General features: G+C 65.3%; 17 protein-coding genes. 6 read left to right on the top strand and 11 right to left on the bottom strand.

What is annotated here, in order from left to right:
- Positions 1 to 8 precede the first annotated feature (8 nt).
- Positions 9 to 416, bottom strand: coding sequence for a group II truncated hemoglobin (locus G6P88_RS19195; protein ID WP_165324629.1), 408 nt, complete (start codon positions 414 to 416; stop codon positions 9 to 11).
- A 302-nt stretch (positions 417 to 718) separates the two neighbouring features.
- Between G6P88_RS19195 and G6P88_RS19190 the strand changes: the two genes are divergently transcribed.
- Entirely contained in the window at positions 719 to 967 is a 249-nt protein-coding gene (locus G6P88_RS19190) for a hypothetical protein (protein ID WP_165321245.1), read from the top strand.
- A 24-nt stretch (positions 968 to 991) separates the two neighbouring features.
- Here the strand turns inward: G6P88_RS19190 and G6P88_RS19185 are convergent, their stop codons facing one another.
- Both G6P88_RS19185 and G6P88_RS19180 read right to left on the bottom strand, forming a co-directional pair.
- Entirely contained in the window at positions 992 to 1,639 is a 648-nt protein-coding gene (locus G6P88_RS19185; protein WP_165324628.1) for a hypothetical protein, read from the bottom strand.
- Between the two features lie 262 nt (positions 1,640 to 1,901).
- Positions 1,902 to 2,510, bottom strand: a complete 609-nt coding sequence (locus G6P88_RS19180) for a TetR/AcrR family transcriptional regulator (RefSeq protein ID WP_165324627.1) — start codon at positions 2,508 to 2,510, stop codon at positions 1,902 to 1,904.
- 96 nt (positions 2,511 to 2,606) lie between these two features.
- On the opposite strand from G6P88_RS19180, the gene G6P88_RS19175 reads away from it, so the two are divergent.
- The gene (locus G6P88_RS19175; protein WP_206335821.1) at positions 2,607 to 5,528 is read left to right on the top strand and encodes a DUF2339 domain-containing protein; all 2,922 of its coding nucleotides are present in this window, start codon (positions 2,607 to 2,609) and stop codon (positions 5,526 to 5,528) included.
- A 597-nt stretch (positions 5,529 to 6,125) separates the two neighbouring features.
- Here G6P88_RS19175 and G6P88_RS19170 read toward each other — a convergent pair.
- The 7 genes from G6P88_RS19170 to G6P88_RS19140 form a co-directional block, all read right to left on the bottom strand.
- Complete coding sequence (locus G6P88_RS19170; protein WP_165324625.1) at positions 6,126 to 6,998, bottom strand: MipA/OmpV family protein; 873 nt, start codon at positions 6,996 to 6,998, stop codon at positions 6,126 to 6,128.
- The gene (locus G6P88_RS19165; protein WP_165324624.1) at positions 6,995 to 7,735 is read right to left on the bottom strand and encodes an AcvB/VirJ family lysyl-phosphatidylglycerol hydrolase; all 741 of its coding nucleotides are present in this window, start codon (positions 7,733 to 7,735) and stop codon (positions 6,995 to 6,997) included. Before G6P88_RS19165 ends, G6P88_RS19170 begins: the two co-directional genes overlap by 4 nt.
- Positions 7,735 to 9,210, bottom strand: a complete 1,476-nt coding sequence (locus G6P88_RS19160) for an AcvB/VirJ family lysyl-phosphatidylglycerol hydrolase (protein ID WP_226946644.1) — start codon at positions 9,208 to 9,210, stop codon at positions 7,735 to 7,737. The genes G6P88_RS19165 and G6P88_RS19160 overlap by 1 nt, the downstream gene beginning before the upstream one ends.
- A gap of 88 nt (positions 9,211 to 9,298) precedes the next feature.
- Positions 9,299 to 10,666, bottom strand: a complete 1,368-nt coding sequence (locus tag G6P88_RS19155; RefSeq protein WP_165324623.1) for a HAMP domain-containing sensor histidine kinase — start codon at positions 10,664 to 10,666, stop codon at positions 9,299 to 9,301.
- Positions 10,667 to 10,669: 3 nt separating this feature from the next.
- Positions 10,670 to 11,362, bottom strand: coding sequence for a winged helix-turn-helix domain-containing protein (locus G6P88_RS19150; protein ID WP_165324622.1), 693 nt, complete (start codon positions 11,360 to 11,362; stop codon positions 10,670 to 10,672).
- Positions 11,359 to 11,751 (bottom strand): PDZ domain-containing protein, encoded by a 393-nt coding sequence (locus G6P88_RS19145; RefSeq protein WP_165325299.1) that lies wholly within the window; start codon positions 11,749 to 11,751, stop codon positions 11,359 to 11,361. Before G6P88_RS19145 ends, G6P88_RS19150 begins: the two co-directional genes overlap by 4 nt.
- Before the next feature lies 1 nt (position 11,752).
- Positions 11,753 to 12,256: a DUF1003 domain-containing protein gene (locus G6P88_RS19140; protein WP_165324621.1), complete on the bottom strand. Its 504-nt coding sequence runs from the start codon at positions 12,254 to 12,256 to the stop codon at positions 11,753 to 11,755.
- Positions 12,257 to 12,397: 141 nt separating this feature from the next.
- On the opposite strand from G6P88_RS19140, the gene G6P88_RS19135 reads away from it, so the two are divergent.
- From G6P88_RS19135 to G6P88_RS19125, 3 genes are all read left to right on the top strand, one after another.
- On the top strand, positions 12,398 to 12,814 hold the full coding sequence (locus tag G6P88_RS19135) for a DUF2147 domain-containing protein (protein WP_165324620.1): 417 nt from the start codon (positions 12,398 to 12,400) through the stop codon (positions 12,812 to 12,814).
- The gene (mprF, locus tag G6P88_RS19130; protein WP_165324619.1) at positions 12,811 to 15,438 is read left to right on the top strand and encodes a bifunctional lysylphosphatidylglycerol flippase/synthetase MprF; all 2,628 of its coding nucleotides are present in this window, start codon (positions 12,811 to 12,813) and stop codon (positions 15,436 to 15,438) included. Before G6P88_RS19135 ends, mprF begins: the two co-directional genes overlap by 4 nt.
- A gap of 88 nt (positions 15,439 to 15,526) precedes the next feature.
- Positions 15,527 to 15,772 (top strand): hypothetical protein, encoded by a 246-nt coding sequence (locus G6P88_RS19125; RefSeq protein WP_165324618.1) that lies wholly within the window; start codon positions 15,527 to 15,529, stop codon positions 15,770 to 15,772.
- Between the two features lie 2 nt (positions 15,773 to 15,774).
- Here the strand turns inward: G6P88_RS19125 and G6P88_RS19120 are convergent, their stop codons facing one another.
- Positions 15,775 to 16,440: an SDR family NAD(P)-dependent oxidoreductase gene (locus G6P88_RS19120; protein ID WP_206335820.1), complete on the bottom strand. Its 666-nt coding sequence runs from the start codon at positions 16,438 to 16,440 to the stop codon at positions 15,775 to 15,777.
- Between the two features lie 522 nt (positions 16,441 to 16,962).
- Here G6P88_RS19120 and G6P88_RS19115 point away from each other — a divergent pair.
- Positions 16,963 to 20,319 carry a TonB-dependent receptor gene (locus tag G6P88_RS19115; RefSeq protein ID WP_165324616.1) on the top strand — a complete coding sequence of 1,119 codons (3,357 nt, stop codon included), beginning with the start codon at positions 16,963 to 16,965 and terminating at the stop codon, positions 20,317 to 20,319.
- The last annotated feature ends 54 nt before the right edge of the window (positions 20,320 to 20,373 follow it).

Genomic DNA, 20,373 nt, shown 5'->3' with positions numbered 1-20,373 from the left:
GCCCCGTCTCAGGCGGGAACCCGTTCCCTGCGGATCATCGCCGACGCCATGTTGCGCAGCGCATCCCCCATCTGACGCAGGAAATCCGGTTCCAGACCCTGTTCGGTGCCGAACTCGACGATCGCCTGCTGCATCGCCTCGGCCCATTGCTGCGCCGTCTGCGCAGTGACCGCGATCGCGCCGTGCAGCGACATCACACATTTGCCGGGATTGTCGGCGAACCAGTCCCTCGGTCCGCCGAGCCAGGCCGTCAGGAAACCCGACAGCGATGCCCGCATCGGATCGAGATCGGCGCCATGGAGCGCGCGGAGCTCGGCATAGCCCGGCTCCTCGTCCATCAGATCGTAGAAGCAATCGACGATGGCGCGCACCGCAGTCTCGCCTCCGACCATGTCGAACGGCGTCATCTTCGTCATGTCTCCGGTCCTCCTCCCGTCATCCTGGCCCCACGCTCGGCGATGGCGGCGCAGCTTGCCTTGACCTGCATCAAGCCGGCCCGCTGTTTCCGGCGCGGGGGGTGACGTGCGAAGATGAGCGATCGTTAATCCGGAGGTCGCCGGCTGTTCTGAAATCGCCGTTGCCTTTCAGATATTTACTAGCTCATTCTCAAGCAATCCTGTCGGCACCTTAACGTGCATATCCTTTCTGTCCGGGCGAATATGCGGCCAGCGAGACGAGGCCGATGGCCCTCGCCGTCGCGGGACGAAAGGATAGGACGATGTTGAAGACAGCCCTTCGCTTTATTGCCCTGACGGTTGCGATCTCGGGGCTCGGCACGACCCTGGTGATGGGTGCGGCGAACGCGCAGACCCTGACCGGCGATGTGCCGCTCTGTTCGCGCACCATCACCGACAAATGCATGACCCCGTCGCAGGCACCGGGCCGGCATATCGCCCACACGACGCACAAAGCCCATCCTGCGCGGCACAGCCCGGCGGCGAAGACGAAGACCACGACCGCCGGCTGATATCCGAAGACCCGACCGAAGTGATCAAGGGAGTGGCCACCGGCCGCTCCCTTTTCGTATCCGCCCTGCCGCGTCGTTGAATGGCCGCCTCTGATCGCGCAGGGGCCTGCTCCACGATCCATGCGAGGCCAAGGCGCCGATCGCGCCGACGTATTCCGTCAGGCTTTCTTTCGAGGTAGCCGCTTGCGTCACGGCAAGACTTCGAAGGACCGGATCAGGCACGATGGGCGCGGGCGCTACCCCTGGTAGCGCTGCATCGTCGTTAGAGCGGCTTGCAAGGCCCTGCGCGGTCTGCAGAAAATCGACCTGCTCGATGTCGTCCAGTCCTGTATAGGGGCCGTTGACTGGCATCTTCATCGTCATGCCGACAAAGGCCTCGCTCCCGTCGAGCGACATCTCGCCACTCTTGATCCTGGAGTTGACCCAGTCCGCGAGATCCTTCCGCGTCATGTGCGAAAAGTCCGCCCGCGTTGTTGGGCCAGACGATGATCCACCAGAAGAAGAGGATTCCGAGCTCGCCCCGCTCAACGCCGCCGCGAACGAGCTGCCCGCCCCATTTCCTTTCTCGGCGGCGTCGGCGGCCTGCCTGTTCAGGGCGAGATGATGGCTGCCCTTTCCATCGATCCGCATGAGCCCATTCCCTCCATCATCGATCACGAACTGCTCGTGCATGAAGCAAGTCTTGCGCCAGACTTTCCCGATAGAATCGTTGCGATATTTCGGATGCGCTGTGGAGGTTGCCGCCCGGAAAAGACGTGCGCTGTCCGAGCAAGGCCGGAAAGACAATGCCGGGCAGCGGCAGGTTTCTGCCGTTCCCGGAGAGGCAGAAAGGGCCGGCAGGAATGCGACCGGAAATCAGCCGTCGCTGCGGTCACTCGAAATCCTAGAAGCGGGCCTTCGGTTAGAGTGCGTCGAAGTTCCGCCGCTCGACCAACTAACGACGACGTTGCGCCTTACGGTGACTCTCAAGCACCTCGTCCACGCGCGCGGTCGCAAGCGCCATTGGGTCTGCTTCGCCTAGCAAGTCAAAGCTGCCGTTCAGAGCAAAAGCACAATGCCCGTGGACAGTCGCGATCAGCGATCGCCCAAGGCTTGCGGCGCTATCGGAGTCGAGCGTGGGGAGGGCGCTTGCAACCTCGCTGATAACGATGTCGGTCAGCCGCGCGCGCTGTTCGGCGAGATCGGCAGGAAGGAGCATTCCTTCGGGCAGACGATGCTCGTAGATCGCGCTCCACAAGTTTCGGTGCTGCTTGGCAAAGGCGAAATAGCCGCGCACCAACGCGTGAATGCGGTCTCCGCCGCCGTCCTGCAGCGCACGGATAAGCATCTCGGCCCATAAGAGGAAGCTGCGGCTGTTGATCGCCAGCACGAGCCCGTCGACGCTGCCAAAGAGGTTCATGATCGTTCCGACCGAATAGCCGATCCGTTTCGCGACCTCGCGCGCGGAGAAGCGCGCGAAGCCAACTTCGGCCATCAGCTGCTGCCCTTCATCGAGGATCAGCGCGACCAGTTCCTCGCGGCTATGATCGGATCGTCTGCCCATAGCCCACTAATAACGCAAAATTAGACACTGTCTAATTTATTAATTGCACACCGTATAATTTCTGGTAGGCAGAGGCGTCGAGCAATGGGGATAAAAATGACGCTGATCCTGTTCGTGGCTCTGGGGGTGATGGGCTGGCTGCTGTTCGATACGCGCCGCCGTTTGTCCGAAGCTGAAATCGAGGCCTCCGAGGCGCTCTCGATCGCGCAGGCCGCGATGCGTAAAGCTCAGGAGATCCGCAGTGTGCCTGCATCGGTGCCGAGACTAACAACGGAGGAACCGTCGGCATCTCCGCCCAAAGCGCGGGTCACCTCCGCCCCCATCGCCCGGCGATCGGCTTATGAAGCCCCTCCGCGTCCGACGATCGTGCAAGTGGCGAGGCCGGTCGAACCGATTGTCACTCATGCCGACGAAGAAACGTCATCGGGCTTTGAGGATCTGTTCGGTCGCAAGCTGCCGATCTGGGGAGGTGGGATCACGCTGCTTGTCGCGGCGGTACTGCTTGTGCGCTATTCGATCGAGGCGGGGCTGCTCTCGCCGCTGGTCCGGACGATCGGAGGATGGCTGTTCGGCGTCGGCCTGATCGGCGGAGCTGAGGCCGCGCGCCGCATCCGCATTTTCGCCGAAGATCCGCGCGTTGCCCAGGCGCTCGCCGGCGCGGGCATCGGCAGCCTTTATGTCGCGACTCTCGCAGCGGCTAATTTGTATGACCTGATCGGTCCGGTTCTAGCCTTCGGTGCGATGACCGCGATAACCGCGCTCGCGCTAGGCCTCGCACTCCGTTTCGGGGTGCCCAGTGCAGTCCTGGGCCTTGTGGGTGGTGTCGCGACGCCCGCTCTCGTGCAGAGCACAGCGCTTAACGTTCCTTTGCTCGCCGCCTATCTAGCGCTCGTCATTGGCGGGCTGACCCTGCTGTCACGTAATCAGCGCTGGTTCTGGCTGGGCATCAGCGCGCTGATTGGCGGCGCCGGGTGGAGTGCATTGCTTATCCTTGCGGGTGGGCTCGGATCGCTGTCGACGGCGTCGGTCGGTATGCTCGTGATCGTGCTGGGCCTCGGCCTGCCCTTGTTCGGTCGCCATGATGATCGCGCATGGATGGTGCAGGGCGCCGCGGCGGCCGTTGCCGCGCTCCAACTTGCAGTGCTCGTTGCGAACGGCGGTTTCGCGCTGCTCAACTGGGGCCTCTACGGGCTGCTTGCGATCGGGTTCGTCGCGCTTACGATATGGCAGGTCGCGCTGCGCCCGCTGATCCTGCTGCCACTCTTGACCGCGCTGCTCCTTACCGCGCTCTGGCTCGATCCGGCCATGATGCATCTCGGCTTGGTGATGGTCGGCATCGTCCTGATTTTCGGGAGCGAGGCGCTGTGGCGGCTCTGGCGCACCGATGGAGGGATGCTTGAGGCGGGGCGGATCGTCGCGCTGTCGGTCGGCGGCTATGCCGTATGCCACTGGCAGGTTCTGGGCCTGGAATGGGCGCGCGATACGCGCCTGGCACTGGTTGCTGTCGCCTTCGCTTTGCTGCCGATTGCAGCCGTGGCGACGGGATGGCGCCGTGCGGAACCGCGTGACGATCTTCGCTTCGGCACGCTCGCCATGGTGGCCGGGACTACAGTAATTTTGGCCGCGCTGATGGCGCTGCCCGGCTGGCTCGCCCCGGTCGCGATCGCAGGAATTGCTGCGGCACTGCTGCTAACCGCCGAACAGGCTGGAGACGCCCTGCTCGCGCGCAACGCCGCTGCCTATGTTGTGGTGGCCGCGGTGTTCGCACTGCTGACCGATCCGGTACTGATGGAAACCAGTCGGCTGTTCGGCCTGACGGTATCGACCGACATGATGTCCGCATTGCTGCGTTGGGCGGCTCCGGCGCTTGCGGCGATGTTCTTCACTTGGCGTCTATGGGATCAGCCGGTGGCCCGTCCTCTGGTCGGTTTTTCTGCGCTGCTGGCCTATGGTGCGGCGGCACAAGTCATGCCGGCCGATATGCTGGCGCCGACGGTCGGCTTGGGGCTGATGGGAGTCGCAGAAGCAATGCGGCTTCGGCATGCGACCAGACTGCTGCCCGCATTCGGCGTGCTGGGCCTCATCGCATGGGGGTGGGCGTTGCTTTCGCTCGGCGAGTGGCTCCTGTCTGCAGTTGCCTCTCTGGTCGGCGATCCCTTTCTCGTCAGCGACCTGCCTTCGCTCGCCTCGTCGATCGAGCGGGTGCTCGCGCCTGCACTGCTCTCCGTGATCGCATTGTTCCGACTGCGCGCCTTTTCCCATACGGTGAGCTGGCGCGCAGCCATCGCAGGCGCTGCAGCAGCGGCGATAATCGGCGTGCACATGGCCTACAAGCATCTGTTCGCTATTCATGACGCGCTAACGTTCGAAAGTCTCGGCCTCGCGGAGCGCACCTTGTGGCAGTTGCTGCTGCTCGGCGTCGGTGTGGCCGCATGGCGCATGAAGCTGCGGTGGTGGGCCGCGCTGCTGCCGGTCGCGATGGCCCTGATCCATGCAATCTTCTATTCGCTGTTGCTGCACGATCCACTGTGGGTGAGACAGGCGGTCGGGCCATGGCCCATCACCAACCTCCTCATGCCTATGGCGGCGATCATCTTCAGCGCGCTGCTGCTCGCTCAGCGGATCGCGCCTCAGATCATGTCGCGCGCTATTCGGCCAATCGCGGTCCTGCGGATGGTCACGATCCTGTTCCTGGTTCTCGCGAGCTTGCGGCAGATATTCTGTGGCAGCCTGCTTGCGCCGGAGCCGATGGGGGCAGTGGAAGATATTGGCCGCTCAGTGATCCTGATCCTGACCGCGATCGGCTTCCTGCTGTGGGGTATTCGCGTCCGGGCGCGCGACTGGCGAATCGGATCGCTGGTGCTGATGCTGGCGGCGGTGATGAAGGTCTTCCTTGTCGATGCGTCGGGTGCCGAAGGTCTGCTACGCATTGTCTCCTTCCTCGCGCTCGGTCTCAGTCTGATCGGGCTCGGCTGGCTCTATAGCCGATATCTGCGCGGGGACGCGGTGAGCGCATGAATATGAAGCTTAACACGGCAAGCTTGTCACCTATGGAAGGACAGCAACGCGCCCATGGTTGTATATGGCGGCCGGTCTCGCCCCACTATGCAAGCGGTCTGTTAACTTTGACGGCTCTGACGTTGGCTCTGGGGTGGCAAACTGCCTGTTGGCTTCGGTGATCAGCGGCGGAATGCGGATATTCTCGCCGAATGAGCGCTATCGACACCGTTTCGGACAAAGACTGTTGAAGCCAAACCGCGCCAAATGCTCATCAGATTCTCATGAAAATCAAAGCTGATAGTGCGAGCATACCGATTGCAGTCTTGAGTAATGATGGATGAATAAAAGCGGGTGCGCTGTGGCTTTTGCGGCATTTCTGGCACTGCTATTATGCTTGACGCCTGGCTCAACTTCGCAACGGCAATTGAACATGAGTGCGCCTTATCAGGTGACGGCGGATGGGTTGCGATCGCTGGGGGCGGTTGCGCGTTCTTATCGCAAAGAAGTTCAAGCCCTACTCGTGACTTCTGCTTTCCACCCTAATCTAACCATCACACAGCCCATGGCACGGCTCAAGATCAGCCGATCATCCAGGCTGCTATTCGTTCACGCTGCCTAAAAACTATATTCGATCCCGATCGCACCGCTCCACTGGTTCGCGTCGCCGACATCTTCGACCAGCGGCGAACGCCGGTAGGCGCCCAGAATGCGCTGATAGCCGGCCGTGGCGAAGAGTCCCCAGCCGTGGGTGAGCATGCCGGTCAGGCTGTGCACCGCCGTCGCGCTGAGGTTCCAGTCCTTCCAGCCGGCCCGGGCCGCACCGTCATAGGGGCGCAGGCCGCTCGCTGCCGCCTCGCTGGTGCCGATGTCGTAATAATAGCCGCCAAAGCCGCGTCCCACATAATCGGCCGAGGCGGAGACGCTGACGAAGCTTCGCTCCGACAGCGGCGTATCATAATCGAGTTCGGGGCTGACGACATAGGAACCATGGGCGCCGGCGACGTCCCGTTGCCAGGAGATGCTTGCGGAGAAGCTGTCATAAGGGCTGGTGATCACGCCCGTCCGCTGGATACCGACCGACAGGCCGGGCTCCACCGCGATCGCGCGGTCGTCGAGCGCGTCGACGCGGCGGTCGCCGACATGGCCATGGCGATCGAGGCGCACCGCCAGCAGCGGACCGAAGACCGGCTTCCACCCGGTGCCGCCTTTCGACCGGATCAGGTCGAGATAGAGCGCGGTGCCCGAACTGTTGAAGGCATAGCCGTCCATCTGCCCCTGGATCGCCAGCGTCGGCAGCACCCGGTTGCGCGACGATCCGATATAGGTCGGGGTCGACGATAGGCCGACGCCGATCGAAATCCGGTCGCCGCCGATCTTCACGTCATCGGGCACGCCCGAGACATCCTGGGCGATGGCGGCCGTCGCCCACAGCGCGCCAGCGAACAGGCTGGCGGCGATCGCCAGCGACCTCGTATTGTGGACGTTCACGCATGGGCTTTTGGCTGGGCGAGCACGGCATCGAGCTCGGAGGAGAGGGTTCGGAACAGACGATCCGCATCGCGGTGCAGCGGGTGGCCGCCCGGCAAGGCGATGCGCCGCGCGTTCGGCTGCCGGAGCAGCGGGCACAGACTGTCCTTCTCCTCGCGGCCCTGGATGCAGAGCAGCGGGACGCCGGTCACGTCCCGGGCCGTGTCGATCGCCGCTGCATCGGCCTTTACCAGATCGAGCGTTTCGGCGGGCGATACGCGGTAGATCACGGTGTCGGTCGGCACGACGAGGACGACGAGGGCCACGCGCTTCTTCAGATCGGCAGGCAGGCCGGCGAAACCCACATGCACCATGTCGGCGCCATAGGATTGACCGATCAGCAGCAGCCTGTCGGCATGGCCGTAGCGAAGCCCCCGCCCCACCGCCTGTTCGAGCAGAGCGGTCGCTTCTTCCGGGGTGCGCCGATGGCGGAAATAGGCGAGCGAGTCGACGCCCAGCACGGGGATGCCGGAAGCCGAAAGCCTCTGCGCAACCTTGCGCCCCATGCCGACACGAAGGCCCATGTCGCCCGACAGAAGCACGGCGGCGACCCCGCGATGCCTGGGACTGGCAGGGTGCTGTGCGGGAAATCCGACATAGAGATCGCGTCCGCCGAAATAGCCGAGCCAGGCCCCATAGCCGAGGAGCGCGAGGAGCAGAGCTGCGACGATCGCGACGATGCGGCTGCGCGTCCGCATCAGACCAGCCCCTTCAGGACGGTGGCGGCAAGCGCGTCGTCATTGCCGCCGAAATGATGCCCACCCGCCAGCACGACCTGCTCGACCATAGCGTCCGGCAAGGAGAGGCATCCGCTATGCTCCTCGTCCGAGCCACGCACGCATTGCATCGGCGTCCCGCGCAAGGCCTCGACGGCAGGCCGGGTCGGCAAGGCACCGCTTCCGGACAGATCGAGCCAGGAGGCCAGATGGAATTGGAAGTCCGCCGTTCCGCTGAGCCCCAACATGCTGACGCGGGCGACCGTGGCGCGCAGCCTCGGCGGCAGTCCGCCGACGATGTAAGGCAGGTCGTCGGCGCCGAAGGAATAGCCGACGAACAGCACCCGCGACCGGTGCAGCACCGGGGCGAAATGATCGACGACACGCGCGGCGTCGGCGGCGGCCTGGGCCGGGGAGCGCGCCGTCCAGAAATAGCGGAGGCTGTCCACGCCCACCACCGGCACGCCCCTTGCAGCGAGGCGCGCGGCCAGATCCCGGTCGATCCCGGCCCAGCCGCCGTCGCCCGAATAGAGGACGGCCATCATGTCCGTCTGCGGTGCTGAAGGGTCCTGGACGATGGTCAGCGGCAGATCGGCGACGCTTGCAGACTGCTTTCCGGTGGCGGGCGCATCTGCCGCCAGCAGCGGCTCGATCGCCGCTTTGAACTGCGGCATCCAGTTGTCCTGAACCGAGAAGCCGTGGCCCACCTTGGGCAGCTCGATCAGGCGAGCCTGCGGCACGGCGGAGGCGAAGCGTCGTGCTTCATCGGCGCTCACCACCTGGTCGACGCTTCCCTGAAGCAGGACCCAGGGGGCCGAGAGATGTGCGGCAGGCGAGAAGAGCCAGCCATGCTCGGGCTTGGTGATGCGCGAGATGCTGACGCCTGGGATCGGGCACCAGGGCTTGTGCCCGCCGATATCCGGCCCGAACCCCAGCGAGACCGCCGCCTTCCACGTGCCGCCCGGCGCCTGGGCCAGTGCCGCATAAGCCATGGTCGCGCCCGACGAATAGCCGATCAGCATCGGCTGGACATAAGCGGCGAGGCCAAGACGGTGCTCATAATCCTGTGCCAATGCCTGCAGCGCGAAGTTCGGATTGACGCAGGAGCCGGCGCCTTTCTCCAGCTGTTTCTGGAAGGCCGGAACGGACAGTCCGACGACCGCCACGCCTCGCGCGGCGACGGCTTTCGCCATATCGACGACACCCAGATTCCAACCGCCGTCGCCCGACAGGAAGATCGCCACACCCCTGACCGGTCCGTGGGGCCGGTAGGCCGAAACATCCAGCCCCTGGCTCCGGAAACTCGAGGCATCGACCCCGACATCCTCCGGCGGCCGCTCGACGACCGCCACCGACGGCGCGCCCGCCGCAACGGGGGTGGAGGTGGAGGACAGCGAGGCAAGCAGCAGCGCGACCGCCCCGGCCATGATCGAGAAAGCTGCCACTAATCTGCGCACCTGACATCTCCTGAACGGATCGATGCCCCGTGCTAGACCTGGGCCACCTTTCGGAGCGTGGGGGCCAGGTTAAACATCGGTAATCCCGTCAGGCGGCGCCGCCCCGCTCGTCGGCATGAAAGCGCAGGACGACGCGAAGGCCGGGCGCATTGTCGCCGAGCTCGAGCCTGCCCCCGTGCAGATGCGCGACGGCCGCCGCCAGGGCCAGGCCCAGCCCGGCACCGGCCTTGCTCCGCGCCGCATCCAGCCTGCCGAAGCGCCTCAGCGCCTCGGCCCGCTGCGCCTCCGCAATACCGGGCCCCTGATCGGTGACCGCGACGATGACGTCCCTGCCCTCGCTTCGCGCCGAAACGACGATGCGACCGGCGCCATATTTCATCGCATTGTCGATGAGGTTCGCCAGCGCCTGCCCCAGCAGTTCGCGATGCACGCGCGCCGGGACGGGGCCGGCAATGTCGGCGACGATCTCGAAGCCATTGTCCTCGGCGAGCGGTCCATAGACCTCGACCAGATCCTCCACCATCCCGGCAAGGTCGATCGCGACGAACTGTTCCCGACCCAGACCCGCCTCCGCCCGGCTGATCCGCAAGGCGGTATCGAGCATGGCCAGCAGCCGGTCGCCCTCGTCGATCGCCCGCGCGACGGAGGCGCGGGCATCGTCGGATTCGCAGGCCTCGAGCGCGCGCTCCAGCGTCGACCGCAGGCGGGTCAGCGGCGACCGGAGGTCGTGCGCCAGCCCGTCGGTCGCGATCTTCAGTTCGGTCATCAGCGCATCGATGCGATCGAGCATCTGGTTGATCGTGACGCCCAGCGCGTCGAAGACATCCTCGCTGTGGTCCACCGGTACGCGCCGGGCGAGATCGCCCGCCGCCACCGCGCGCGCCGTGTCCACGGTGGAGGCCAGCCGCCTGTGGATCAGCCGCGCCGCGCTCCACGCCGCGAAGGCGGCGAGCGCGACCGCCACCGCCACCCCGCCGATCATCGCTTCTTCGAGGATCAGCGTGAACCGCAACTCGCTCTCGACGACATGGCCCACCAGCAATCTGGCACCATCGGACAGCGGCACGGCCGAGGCATAGATGCGCTCGGATTCGTCGCGACCCGTGCGGAAAAGCTCGAGCGTCGCCGGGGCGTCAGCCGCGATCAGCGAAGGCGGCCATTCGGCGAGATTGCCCGCCAGGACCTGCTTACCGCCATCGACTAGCAGGAGAACGCTGCCCTGTGCACGGGCAGGTAGGAGCGACTGCCGGACTCCGTCGGACAACGCCCGCATGCCACCGCGTCGATAGTCGTCGATCAGCGCCCGGCGCAGCTCGTCGGTCCTGGCTTCGGCTTCGGCCGTGATCTGGTGGTGCGTCAGCAGGCGGACTGTGCCGAGCAGCACCCCCGCGCCGGCGAGTTGCAGCAGGAAAACCAGCGCGGCGAAGCGGAAGATCGTCGACCGCGCGAGCGCCATGGCTCAGCCGTCCTGACCGAGACGATAGCCCGATCCGCGAACCGTATGGAGCAGCGGTCGCGCATGGCCCTCGTCTATCTTCTTGCGCAGCCGGCTGACATGGACGTCGATCACGTTCGTGCCGGGATCGAAATGATAATCCCACACGCCTTCCAGCAACATGGTGCGGGTCACGACCTGATCGGCATGGCGTAGCATGAATTCGAGCAGGCGAAATTCGCGCGGCTGCAGATCCACGACCTGCCCCGCCCGCTTAACCTTGCGCGACAGCAGATCCATCTCGAGGTCGGCGCACGACAGGCGCGTCTCCGGCGCAGCCCCCGCGCCGTTGCCGGCGCGACGGATGAGCAGCCGGATCCGGGCCAGAAGCTCGGCAAAGGCGAAGGGCTTGGTCAGATAGTCGTCCGATCCGCCCTCGAGTCCCTTCACCCGATCCTCGGCCGATCCCAGCGCGGACAGGATGATCACGGGCGTGTCGATGCCGGCTGCCCGCAGGGCGCCAAGCACGGCCATGCCATCCATGCCGGGCAGCATCCGGTCGAGAATGATGCAGTCATAGCTTCCGTCGGTCGCATGGAAGAGGCCATCGCGGCCATTGTTCGCCCGATCGACGACAAATCCATGTTCGGCGAGGCCTGTAGCGACGAAGTCGGCGGTGCTGGCATCATCCTCGACGACGAGGATCTTGTGACTCATTGGCTTCCCCCTGGCCCGCGCGGGACCCCGACCTCCATCAGCTGCCCGTCACGCCTAACCTGAAGACGCACGATAGCAAAGCGGCCCGCGGCCAGGTCGCGATCGAACGCGCCCATCGTCGGGGCCGGTCGTCCGTCGACCGTCTCGATCGCATCCCCCACCCGAAGCCCCGCGCGCCGCGCCGGCCCGTCCGACCGCAGGCTGGTCACGACGAGACGCGGCTGGCCCTCGGTTTCGATCGTCGCAAGCGTCGCCCCGGTCGAACGCCAGCGTCCCGCCACGACGTCCTGCCGCAGCGCGCGGTCCGAAAGTTGCAGCGCGACGACGGCGATGGCGAGCAGTGCGCAGGCCAGCGCCACCCAGCCCATCCAGGACGGCGACCGGGCCATCTCAGTCACGCTCCCGCGCCAGCTCACCGACAGTCGCCGTGAGCCGCTCGATCATCTCGTGCAGCCGCAATATCTCGAGCTCGGCCCGCAGATTGACCTCATAATCGAGGCTGGCCGCCAGCCGGTCCTTCGCCGCCTGCCTGTTCTGGCTCATCATGATGATCGGCGCCTGGATCGCAGCAAGCGTCGACAGCATCAGGTTGAGGAAGATGTAGGGATAGGGGTCGAAGGCGAGCCCCCACCGCCCGAGTACGTCGGTGTTGAGCAGCATCCAGCCGATCAGTGCCACCGCGAAAGCGATGATGAAGGCCCAGCTTCCCCCGACCGCCGCGACGCGATCCGCCAGGCGATCGCCCAGCGTTGCCCGCGCATCGGCTACGTCGGCCACGTCCTGCGCTATCGGCTGCCGCGCCAGGATCTTGGCGAGGACATTTGCCTCCTCCGGGTCGAGCGCGCGATTGCCGAGATAGCGGCCCGCCAGCGTGTCGAGAGAATTGCTCGCCATATCCGGCTCCTTTCCCGCTCCTCATAGGTGCGGGCGCCATACCCCCGGATGGGCGGCACATTACGAATAGTTCAGTTGCCCCCCACGCGGCCGCCATCCCCACGGGCCTAGGTCGGCGCCATGATCATCTGGGGCTTATCCATGCGACCATTTATTCTCGCGCTTGCCGGCGCCTTCACCGCCTGCGCCATGACGCCGGCCTCTGCGCAAAGCTCCGTCGACGGGCTCTGGCTGAATCCCCATGGCAGCGTCGCCGTCCGGACCGGTCCGTGCGGCGACCGGCTGTGCGGCTGGATCGTCTGGGCCAATGCCGAGGCCCGAGCCGACGCGAAGGACAGCGGCGTCGACAAGCTCGACGGGATCGAACTGCTCGAGGATTACCGCCCCGACGGCGAGGGCGGCTGGAAGGGCACCGTCTACGTGCCCGACATGGGACACCGCTTCTCCTCCACCATCACCCAGCCGGACGCCCGCAGCCTGCGCGTGAAGGGCTGCCTGATCGGCGGCTTCCTGTGCAAGTCGCAGGTCTGGCAGCGTATCGAAAGCCTGCCGCAATGAGCCGCGTCCTCGCCTTCATCCGCGCACGGCGGGCCCCGCTCTCCGCGCTGCTGGTCGTGTTGCTCGTAGGGCTTGGCTTCGTCGCCCTGCACGACCTCACCCGCGAAATCGGTCTACGCGACGTCAAGAGCGCCTATCATCTGATCGGCGACCGGCAGATCGCGGCGGCACTGGCGCTGACCGCCGCAAGCTATCTTGCCCTGACCCTGTACGACGTCCTCGCGCTGCGGACGATCGGTCGGCCGCTGCCCTGGCGGACGGCGGCGCTCGCCTCGTTTGCAAGCTACACGATCAGCCATAATCTCGGACTGGGACTCATCACCGGGGGATCGGCACGGTTCCGCATCTATACGAAGGCGGGCCTTGCTCCCGGCGACGTCGCGCGCGTCGTTGCGATCGCTTCGGGCACCTTCTGGCTCGGGGTCTTCGCCGTCACGGGCGGCGCCCTGCTTCTGGGCGGGGCAAGCCGGACAACGGCGATGCTGGGCCTGCCCCCCGGCAGCGGCCATGTCGCGGGCGCAGTGGTGACGGCCGCGATCGTCGGGCTGCTGCTGTTCCGCCTCTTCGGCCCGCGCACCATCCGGCTGTTCGGCTGGTCGGTGCCGCTGCCTTCCTCGCCGCTGCTTGCCGCGCAGATGCTGGTGGCTGCCATCGACCTGGCCGCCGCCGCAGCGGCCCTGTTCGTCCTGGTGCCCTCGGCATCGCCGCAGCTCATGCCTGCCTTCTTCGTCGCTTATGCCCTGGCGGTGATCACGGCGCTGATCACCCATGTCCCGGGGGGCCTGGGCATATTCGAGGCCGTGATCCTGGCGACGCTGCCGGTCGACAAGGCCGGCCTGGCCGCCGCGCTGATCGCATATAGGCTGCTCTATTATATCCTGCCGCTGGCTCTGGGCGTGCTGCTGCTTACCCTGCGGGAGGGCCGCGACCGCCGCCTCGGCCGTCTGCTGTCCCATGCGCAGAAGATGGCGAGCGGCGTCGCGCCGCTGCTGATGGCCGTATCGAGCTTTCTCGGCGGGACGCTGCTGCTGCTCTCCGGATCTACCCCGGCCATTCCCGGACGTCTGCACGATCTGCACGCAGTCGTGCCCTTGCCGTTCATCGAGGCGTCGCATTTCGCGGCAAGCCTGTCCGGAACCGGGCTGCTGCTGCTCGCGCCGGCCTTGTACCGGCGCCTCGACGGGGCTTTCGTGGCCGCGCGGGCGCTTTTGCTGGCTGGCGCCGTCTTCTCCCTGACCAAGGGCATCGACTATGAAGAGGCGATCGTCTGTCTCGCCATAGCCGGACTGCTGCAATGGACGCGGCCGGCCTTCTACCGCTCGACCACCCTGGTGTCGGGCATATTCACCCCGGCGTGGATCGCCTGCGTCGGGGCGATCGGCGCCCTGACCCTTTGGGTCGGCCTCTTTTCGTACAAGCATGTCCCCTATGAGAACGGCCTCTGGTGGGATTTCGCGCTGCATGGCGACGCGTCGCGCTATCTGCGCGCCAGCCTCGGCACGGCGATGCTGCTCGCAGGCTTCGCGCTGTGGCGGCTGTTCGCCCCGGCCCCACAGGCCGCAGGGGCGACACGGCTTCCCTCTGCGGTACCCGCCATATTGGCGGAAGCCGAACGGACCGACGCGATGCTTGCCCTGACCGGCGACAAGCGCTTCCTGTTCTCGTCCGACGGCGATGCGATGCTGATGTACCAGATCCGCGGGGCGAGCTGGATCGTGATGGGCGATCCGGTCGGCCCGCGCCATGCCTGGACCGAGTTGCTCTGGCAGATCCGTTCGATGGCCCATGCCGCGCAGGGACGCCTGATGCTGTATCAGATCAGCGGTGAAATGCTCGAACTGGCGATCGCCCTCGGGCTCCAGATCGTCAAATATGGCGAGGAGGCGATCGTCGACGTGCCGCCCTTCTCGATCGAGGGCTCCCGGATGCGCTCGATCCGGCAGACGGTGCGGCGGGCGGAACGCGAAGGCGCGAGTTTCGAGGTCGTCGACGCTTGCGACGTGCCGGCGCTGCTGCCCGAACTCGAGCGCATTTCCGACGACTGGCTGGAGAGCAAGGGGCAGAGGGAGAAAGGCTTCAGCCTCGGCCGCTTCGATCCCGATTATGTCGTGCAGTTCGACTGTGCGCTGGTGCGCGCCGGTGGCCGGATCGTCGCCTTCGCCAATATCTGGCGTACCGCCAATCGCCGGGAGCTGTCGGTCGACCTCATGCGCCATGCGGGCGATGCCCCGCCCGGTACGATGGACTTCCTGTTCGCCAGCCTGATGCGTTGGGGCCAGCAGCAGGGCTATGCCCGCTTCTCGCTGGGGTTGGCACCGCTATCGGGGATCGAGGCCCATCGCCTGTCGCCGCTGTGGGTCAAGGCTGCCGCGATCGTCTTCCGCCATGGAGAGCGGCTCTACGGTTTCCGGGGTCTGCGGGCCTATAAGGAGAAATTCGCGCCCCGATGGGAGCCGCGCTATGTCGCCGCGCCCGGAGGTGCTGGGCTCATCCTGGCGATGCGCGATCTCAACCGCCTGATCGGCCACCCCCGCCCGTCCGATGCGACCGCGCGGATGGCGACGCCCGAGCGCGCTCGCCCCGCCCTCCACGTGGCGCCGCCAGTGATGGTGCCCGCCGAATGAAGCGGTCTTCGAGATGAACGGAATTTCACGTGCACGCCACGGCGGGACAAGGGTGGCGGCGCCATCCTGCGGTGAACAGGAGGCGCTCATGACCATCGACGACGTGATGGAAACTTCGGATCAGGTGAAGACCAAGCCCCGGCGCGTACGCCCGTCCAAGCGGAGGACGATCGGCGCCATCACCCGCGCCTGCCGCGAGGGGCAGCATGTCCCCGAGGCGGCGTTCACCGTCGACGAACAGGGCATGCAACACAGCCGGTGCCGCCATTGCGGCTGTTCGCTCTCGCGCGTGCCTGTCCTTCGCCGCTGGTTCCGGACGGGACCGATGGGCTGAGGTCAGCCCGGCAGCGAAAGCGGGATGCTGGCACCGGTGATCGTCCCCGCCTCATCCGACAGCAGGAAGGCGATCGCCCTGGCCGCCCCGGCAGGGGTTACCCAGCCTGAACGGTCCGCATCGGGCATGTCGGCGCGATTGGTCGGCGTATCAATGATCGTCGGCAGCACAGCGTTGACCCTGATCGAGCGGGACTTGAGTTCGTCGGCGAAGCTTTCGGTGAACGCCTTGATCCCCGCCTTCGACGCTGCATAGGGCGCCATGCCCATAGCCGCATTTCCGGCCGCGGCAGCCCCGATGTTCACGATCGCGCCGCCCGCCTTCATATGGGCTGCTGCTGCCCGCGAAGAGATCACCGCCGTGCGCAGGTTCATGCGATACATGCGGTCCCAGCTGTCGAGGCTGCCATCGGTCACCGTTTCCCACAGGAAGCCGCCGGCGACGTTGACCAGCCCGTCGATCCCGCCCAGCTGCCCGGCGATATCGTCATAGGCCGCCTTCACCGCCACCTCGTCGCCCAGATCGACACCGCCGAGGACCAGCCGTCCTTGCAAGTCGCCGGAGGGGGTCGCCACGTCGACGACAGCAATGTCATGGCCGCGCCCCGCAAGCTCGGCCACCACGGCCCGACCCAGAGCCCCCAGTCCTCCCGTAACGATGATCTTCATGCGAACGCGGTCCTCTCCCATGCCATGCGCGCCGACGCTTCGGCCTGCCCGGTGCTATCATCCTGATGCCGCCGTGCAAGACGGCTATGGGCATCGACGGCCCGGCGCCACGGCATTGCTGGCCACGCGATGCCGGAGGGATCACCTGATGAACCCTGCCGCGCGGGCCATAAGCCATTCTCCGGTGCTTTTGTGGTCGGGCCGGGGGTACGGATCGTTCAGGCTCCGGACAGGTTATCGCGAATCACCCACAGGCTTTTTGGGCGCCTGATCGCGTCCTATGGCGCCCCGTAAAGTTACGGTAGCGACCCGAATATCGCGGCGCAGCGCCGTTTTTCGGGCTTTTCCTGACAAGGTTGAAAGTGGCGCCGGCGGTTGAAGAACCTGCCACGGAACGGTAATAAACGAAGCATAAACACCGCGCCACTGGAGCACGGCCGGTGACGGATCGCGGTAGAACCGCCCGTAATGCTTGTGCGCCGCACAAATGCCATTTCGTGGCATCCAAAGGGGACATTTGGAATGCGTAATTTCTCGCTCGGCTGCGCGGTGGGCGCGCTTGCCATTGCCATGGTCGCGTCCGCGCCGGCCCATGCGCAGGAAACCACCTCCTCGATCTCGGGCACGGTGACGTCGAACGGAGCTCCCGTCGCGGGCGCGACGGTGACCATCCTGCACGTACCGTCGGGCACGAAGTCGACGTTGACCACCGATGCGTCGGGCAATTTCAACGCGAACGGCCTGCGCATCGGCGGTCCTTTCAGCGTGTCGGTGTCGGCCAGCGGCTTCACCAATGCGCAGGTTACCGACATCAACACCTTCATCGGCCAGCCCTACACGCTGCCGATCGAGCTGACTGAAGTCGGCGGGCAGGAAATCGTCGTCACCGCCAGCAGCATCAAGAATGCGCGCACCGTCTCGCAGGGCCCGGCAACCGTCCTGACCGCGACCGACGTCGCCAAAGTCGCGACGATCAACCGCGACATCCGGGACCTGATGCGCCGCGACCCGTTCGCCCGCCTCGACGATACTCCGTCGGGCGGCCGCGCGGTCTCCTTCGCTGGTCAGAATGCGCGCTTCAACCGCTTCACCGTCGACGGCGTGCCGATCACCGACAATTTCGGCCTGAACCCGGACGGCCTTCCCAGCCGCCGTTCGCCGATCCCGCTGGACGCCGTCGGCCAGTTCCAGACCAAGGTCGCGCCTTATGACGTGCGCGAAGGCAATTTCCAGGGCGGTGTGATCAACATCGTCCTGCGCTCGGGCACCAATGATTTCCAGGGCACCGCGTTCTACGCCCACTCCTCCGACGAGTTGAGCGGCAAGAAGACCAAGGCCGGCCCGGGCGTTCCGACTGGCCGCGTGACGCTGCCGAACTTCAAGTACAAGAACTACGGCGCCGAGCTTTCGGGTCCGATCATCAAGGACAAGCTGTTCTTCATGATCGCCGGCGAGCGCATCCGCGCACCGCGCCCGATTGCCGAAGGCTCGCTCGAGAACAACGCCGGCACCGCGATCCCCAACCTGACCCAGGCGCTGGTGGATCAGGTCGTTTCGACCGCGAAGAGCCGCTACAATTATGATGCGGGCGGTGTCGTCGACACCAATGGCGACAAGGACGATCGTCTCGTCGCCAAGATCGACGCCAACCTGTCCGAGACGCAGCGTCTGTCCTTCACCTACGCTTATGCGAAGGACGAGATCGTTCTCACCAACAACACCAACAGCGGCAACGTCCAGCCGGCGCTGGGTCTGTCGTCCAACGCCTATGTCCAGGGCAACAAGCTCCAGACCGGCGTAGTCCAGATCAACTCCGACTGGACGGACGACTTCTCGACCGAAGCGCGTGGCTTCTACAAGAAATATGTCCGCCTGCAGGATCCGCTGCTCGGTCGCGGCTTCGCCCAGTTCCGTGTCTGCACCGCGCCGACCTCGGATCGCGGCACCGGAACCGGAACCGGCACGACCGAAGCGACCAACTGCCCCAATGGCGTTCCGATCGTCTCAATCGGTCCGGACAATTCCCGCCAGTCCAACGCGCTCAACACGCGGACCTATGGTGGGTCGTTCCTCGCTCGTCTCAATCGCGGCGATCATGACATCCGCGCCTTCGTCGACTTCTCCGATGTGAAGGTGTTCAACCTGTTCCTGCAGAACACTGCCGGTAACTATTATTTCGACTCGCTCGCCGACTTCTCGGCCGGAAACGCGCAGCAGCTGATCTATCAGAACGCCATTCCGTCGCTCGACCCGAACGATGCAGCTGCACGGTTCCGTTATCAGTCCTACGCCTTCGGCCTGCAGGATACGTGGCGTCCGGATCCCACCTTCAGCCTGTCCTACGGCCTGCGCTACGACCTCTATGGCGGCAGCAGCCGTCCGACGGTCAACCCGAACTTCGTCGCGCGCTACGGCTTCAACAACGCGGCCTATCTGAGCGGCCGCGGCCTGCTCCAGCCGCGCCTCGGCTTCGACTGGAAGCCCAGCTCGCGCCTGTCAGTTCGTGGCGGCGGCGGCATCTTCGGCGGCGGCGCGCCGGACGTCTATTTCTCGAACAGCTTCTCCAACACCGGCGTGCTGTCGAACAACCAGACGATCCGCATGCTGAACAATGGCGGCTTCAGCGTCCCCGGCCTGACCGGTGCTGCGGCCACCGCAGTCGGCACGGCTGCGCTGATCAACGTAGCGGGCAATTCCATCCCCGGCGCGGTGAACCAGTATATCGCCAATGGCAGCATCGTCGCGAACTCGACCACCAATGCGGTCGATCCTTCGTTCAAGATCCCTTCTCAGTGGCGCGCGACGCTGTCGACCGACTATCGCGCTGACCTCGGCTTCCTGGGTGACGACTGGCAGTTCGGGGTGGACTTCCTCTACTCGAAGGTCCGCAATCAGGTGTTCTTCACCGACATCCGCTCGGTGCCGATCGTCGGATCGCTGACCCCGGACGGTCGCCAGCGCTACACCAGCATCACCTCGCTGGGTTTCGCCGACAACAATTCCGACCTCTTCCTGACCAACACCAAGAAGGGCCGCAGCTACGTCGCGGTCGCGCGTGTCGACAAGTCGTGGGACTTCGGCCTGTCGGCCGGCCTGCGTTTCACCTGGCAGGACATCAAGGATCAGGCGCCGGCCACCTCGTCGACCGCTTCGTCCAACTATGGCAATGGCGGCTTCTTCGATGCCAATGGCGCAGCCTATGGCATCTCGAACGACCAGGTGAAGTACAACATCAAGTATAATCTGGCGTTCGAGCGCGAGTTCTTCGGCGACAACAAGACCACCATCGCGCTGTTCGGCGAGACCCGCATCGGTCGCCCGTACAGCTACACGATGTTCGATCCGGCGTCGGGCCGCAGCCCGGTGTTCGGCACGACCGGCAGCGGTTCGCGCTACCTGCTCTATGTTCCGACGATCGGCGGCGACCCGCGCGTTTCCTATGACTCGGCAGCGACGCAGGCTGCGTTCGAGAACTTCATCCGCAACTCGGGCCTGAACAAATATCAGGGCAAGGTCGCACCGCGGAACGGCTTCAATTCGAAGTGGTTCACGCGCTTCGATCTTCACCTCTCGCAGGAGGTTCCGACCGGCCTGGGTGACTCGAAGGTCACCTTCTTCGCCGACATCGAGAACTTCACCAACCTGATCAACAAGAAGTGGGGCCAGATCCGGGAGTATATCTTCCCGTACAATGTCTCACCGGTTCGCGTCGCCTGTCTGACGACCCCGGGCAACGCCAACGGTCAGGGAACGAAGGCCACCAGCTCTTCGCAGCCCTGCGCTCAGTATCAGTACTCGCAGTTCACCAACCCGACCGACACGATCTATTCGAGCCAGTCGCTCTATGCGATCCGCGTCGGCGTCCGCTTCTCCTTCTGATCCGAAGGACAATCTGGCAATCGAAGGGCTCCGCGTTGCGGGGCCCTTCTTTTT

Source organism: Rhizorhabdus phycosphaerae (genome assembly GCF_011044255.1).
Classification (GTDB): domain Bacteria; phylum Pseudomonadota; class Alphaproteobacteria; order Sphingomonadales; family Sphingomonadaceae; genus Rhizorhabdus; species Rhizorhabdus phycosphaerae.
This window is presented reverse-complemented; position numbering and strand designations above follow the sequence as displayed.

What these genes read in the sequence shown, in the direction of transcription:
- G6P88_RS19190 (WP_165321245.1), top strand. Translation starts at nt 719, where the DNA reads ATGTTGAAGACAGCCCTTCGCTTTATTGCCCTGACGGTTGCGATCTCG.
- G6P88_RS19120 (WP_206335820.1), bottom strand. Translation starts at nt 16,440, where the DNA reads ATGAAGATCATCGTTACGGGAGGACTGGGGGCTCTGGGTCGGGCCGTG.
- G6P88_RS19175 (WP_206335821.1), top strand. Translation starts at nt 2,607, where the DNA reads ATGACGCTGATCCTGTTCGTGGCTCTGGGGGTGATGGGCTGGCTGCTG.
- G6P88_RS19165 (WP_165324624.1), bottom strand. Translation starts at nt 7,735, where the DNA reads ATGCGGACGCGCAGCCGCATCGTCGCGATCGTCGCAGCTCTGCTCCTC.
- G6P88_RS19125 (WP_165324618.1), top strand. Translation starts at nt 15,527, where the DNA reads ATGACCATCGACGACGTGATGGAAACTTCGGATCAGGTGAAGACCAAG.
- G6P88_RS19135 (WP_165324620.1), top strand. Translation starts at nt 12,398, where the DNA reads ATGCGACCATTTATTCTCGCGCTTGCCGGCGCCTTCACCGCCTGCGCC.
- G6P88_RS19195 (WP_165324629.1), bottom strand. Translation starts at nt 416, where the DNA reads ATGACGAAGATGACGCCGTTCGACATGGTCGGAGGCGAGACTGCGGTG.
- G6P88_RS19180 (WP_165324627.1), bottom strand. Translation starts at nt 2,510, where the DNA reads ATGGGCAGACGATCCGATCATAGCCGCGAGGAACTGGTCGCGCTGATC.
- mprF (WP_165324619.1), top strand. Translation starts at nt 12,811, where the DNA reads ATGAGCCGCGTCCTCGCCTTCATCCGCGCACGGCGGGCCCCGCTCTCC.
- G6P88_RS19145 (WP_165325299.1), bottom strand. Translation starts at nt 11,751, where the DNA reads ATGGCCCGGTCGCCGTCCTGGATGGGCTGGGTGGCGCTGGCCTGCGCA.
- G6P88_RS19150 (WP_165324622.1), bottom strand. Translation starts at nt 11,362, where the DNA reads ATGAGTCACAAGATCCTCGTCGTCGAGGATGATGCCAGCACCGCCGAC.
- G6P88_RS19140 (WP_165324621.1), bottom strand. Translation starts at nt 12,256, where the DNA reads ATGGCGAGCAATTCTCTCGACACGCTGGCGGGCCGCTATCTCGGCAAT.
- G6P88_RS19115 (WP_165324616.1), top strand. Translation starts at nt 16,963, where the DNA reads ATGCGTAATTTCTCGCTCGGCTGCGCGGTGGGCGCGCTTGCCATTGCC.
- G6P88_RS19155 (WP_165324623.1), bottom strand. Translation starts at nt 10,666, where the DNA reads ATGGCGCTCGCGCGGTCGACGATCTTCCGCTTCGCCGCGCTGGTTTTC.
- G6P88_RS19185 (WP_165324628.1), bottom strand. Translation starts at nt 1,639, where the DNA reads ATGCACGAGCAGTTCGTGATCGATGATGGAGGGAATGGGCTCATGCGG.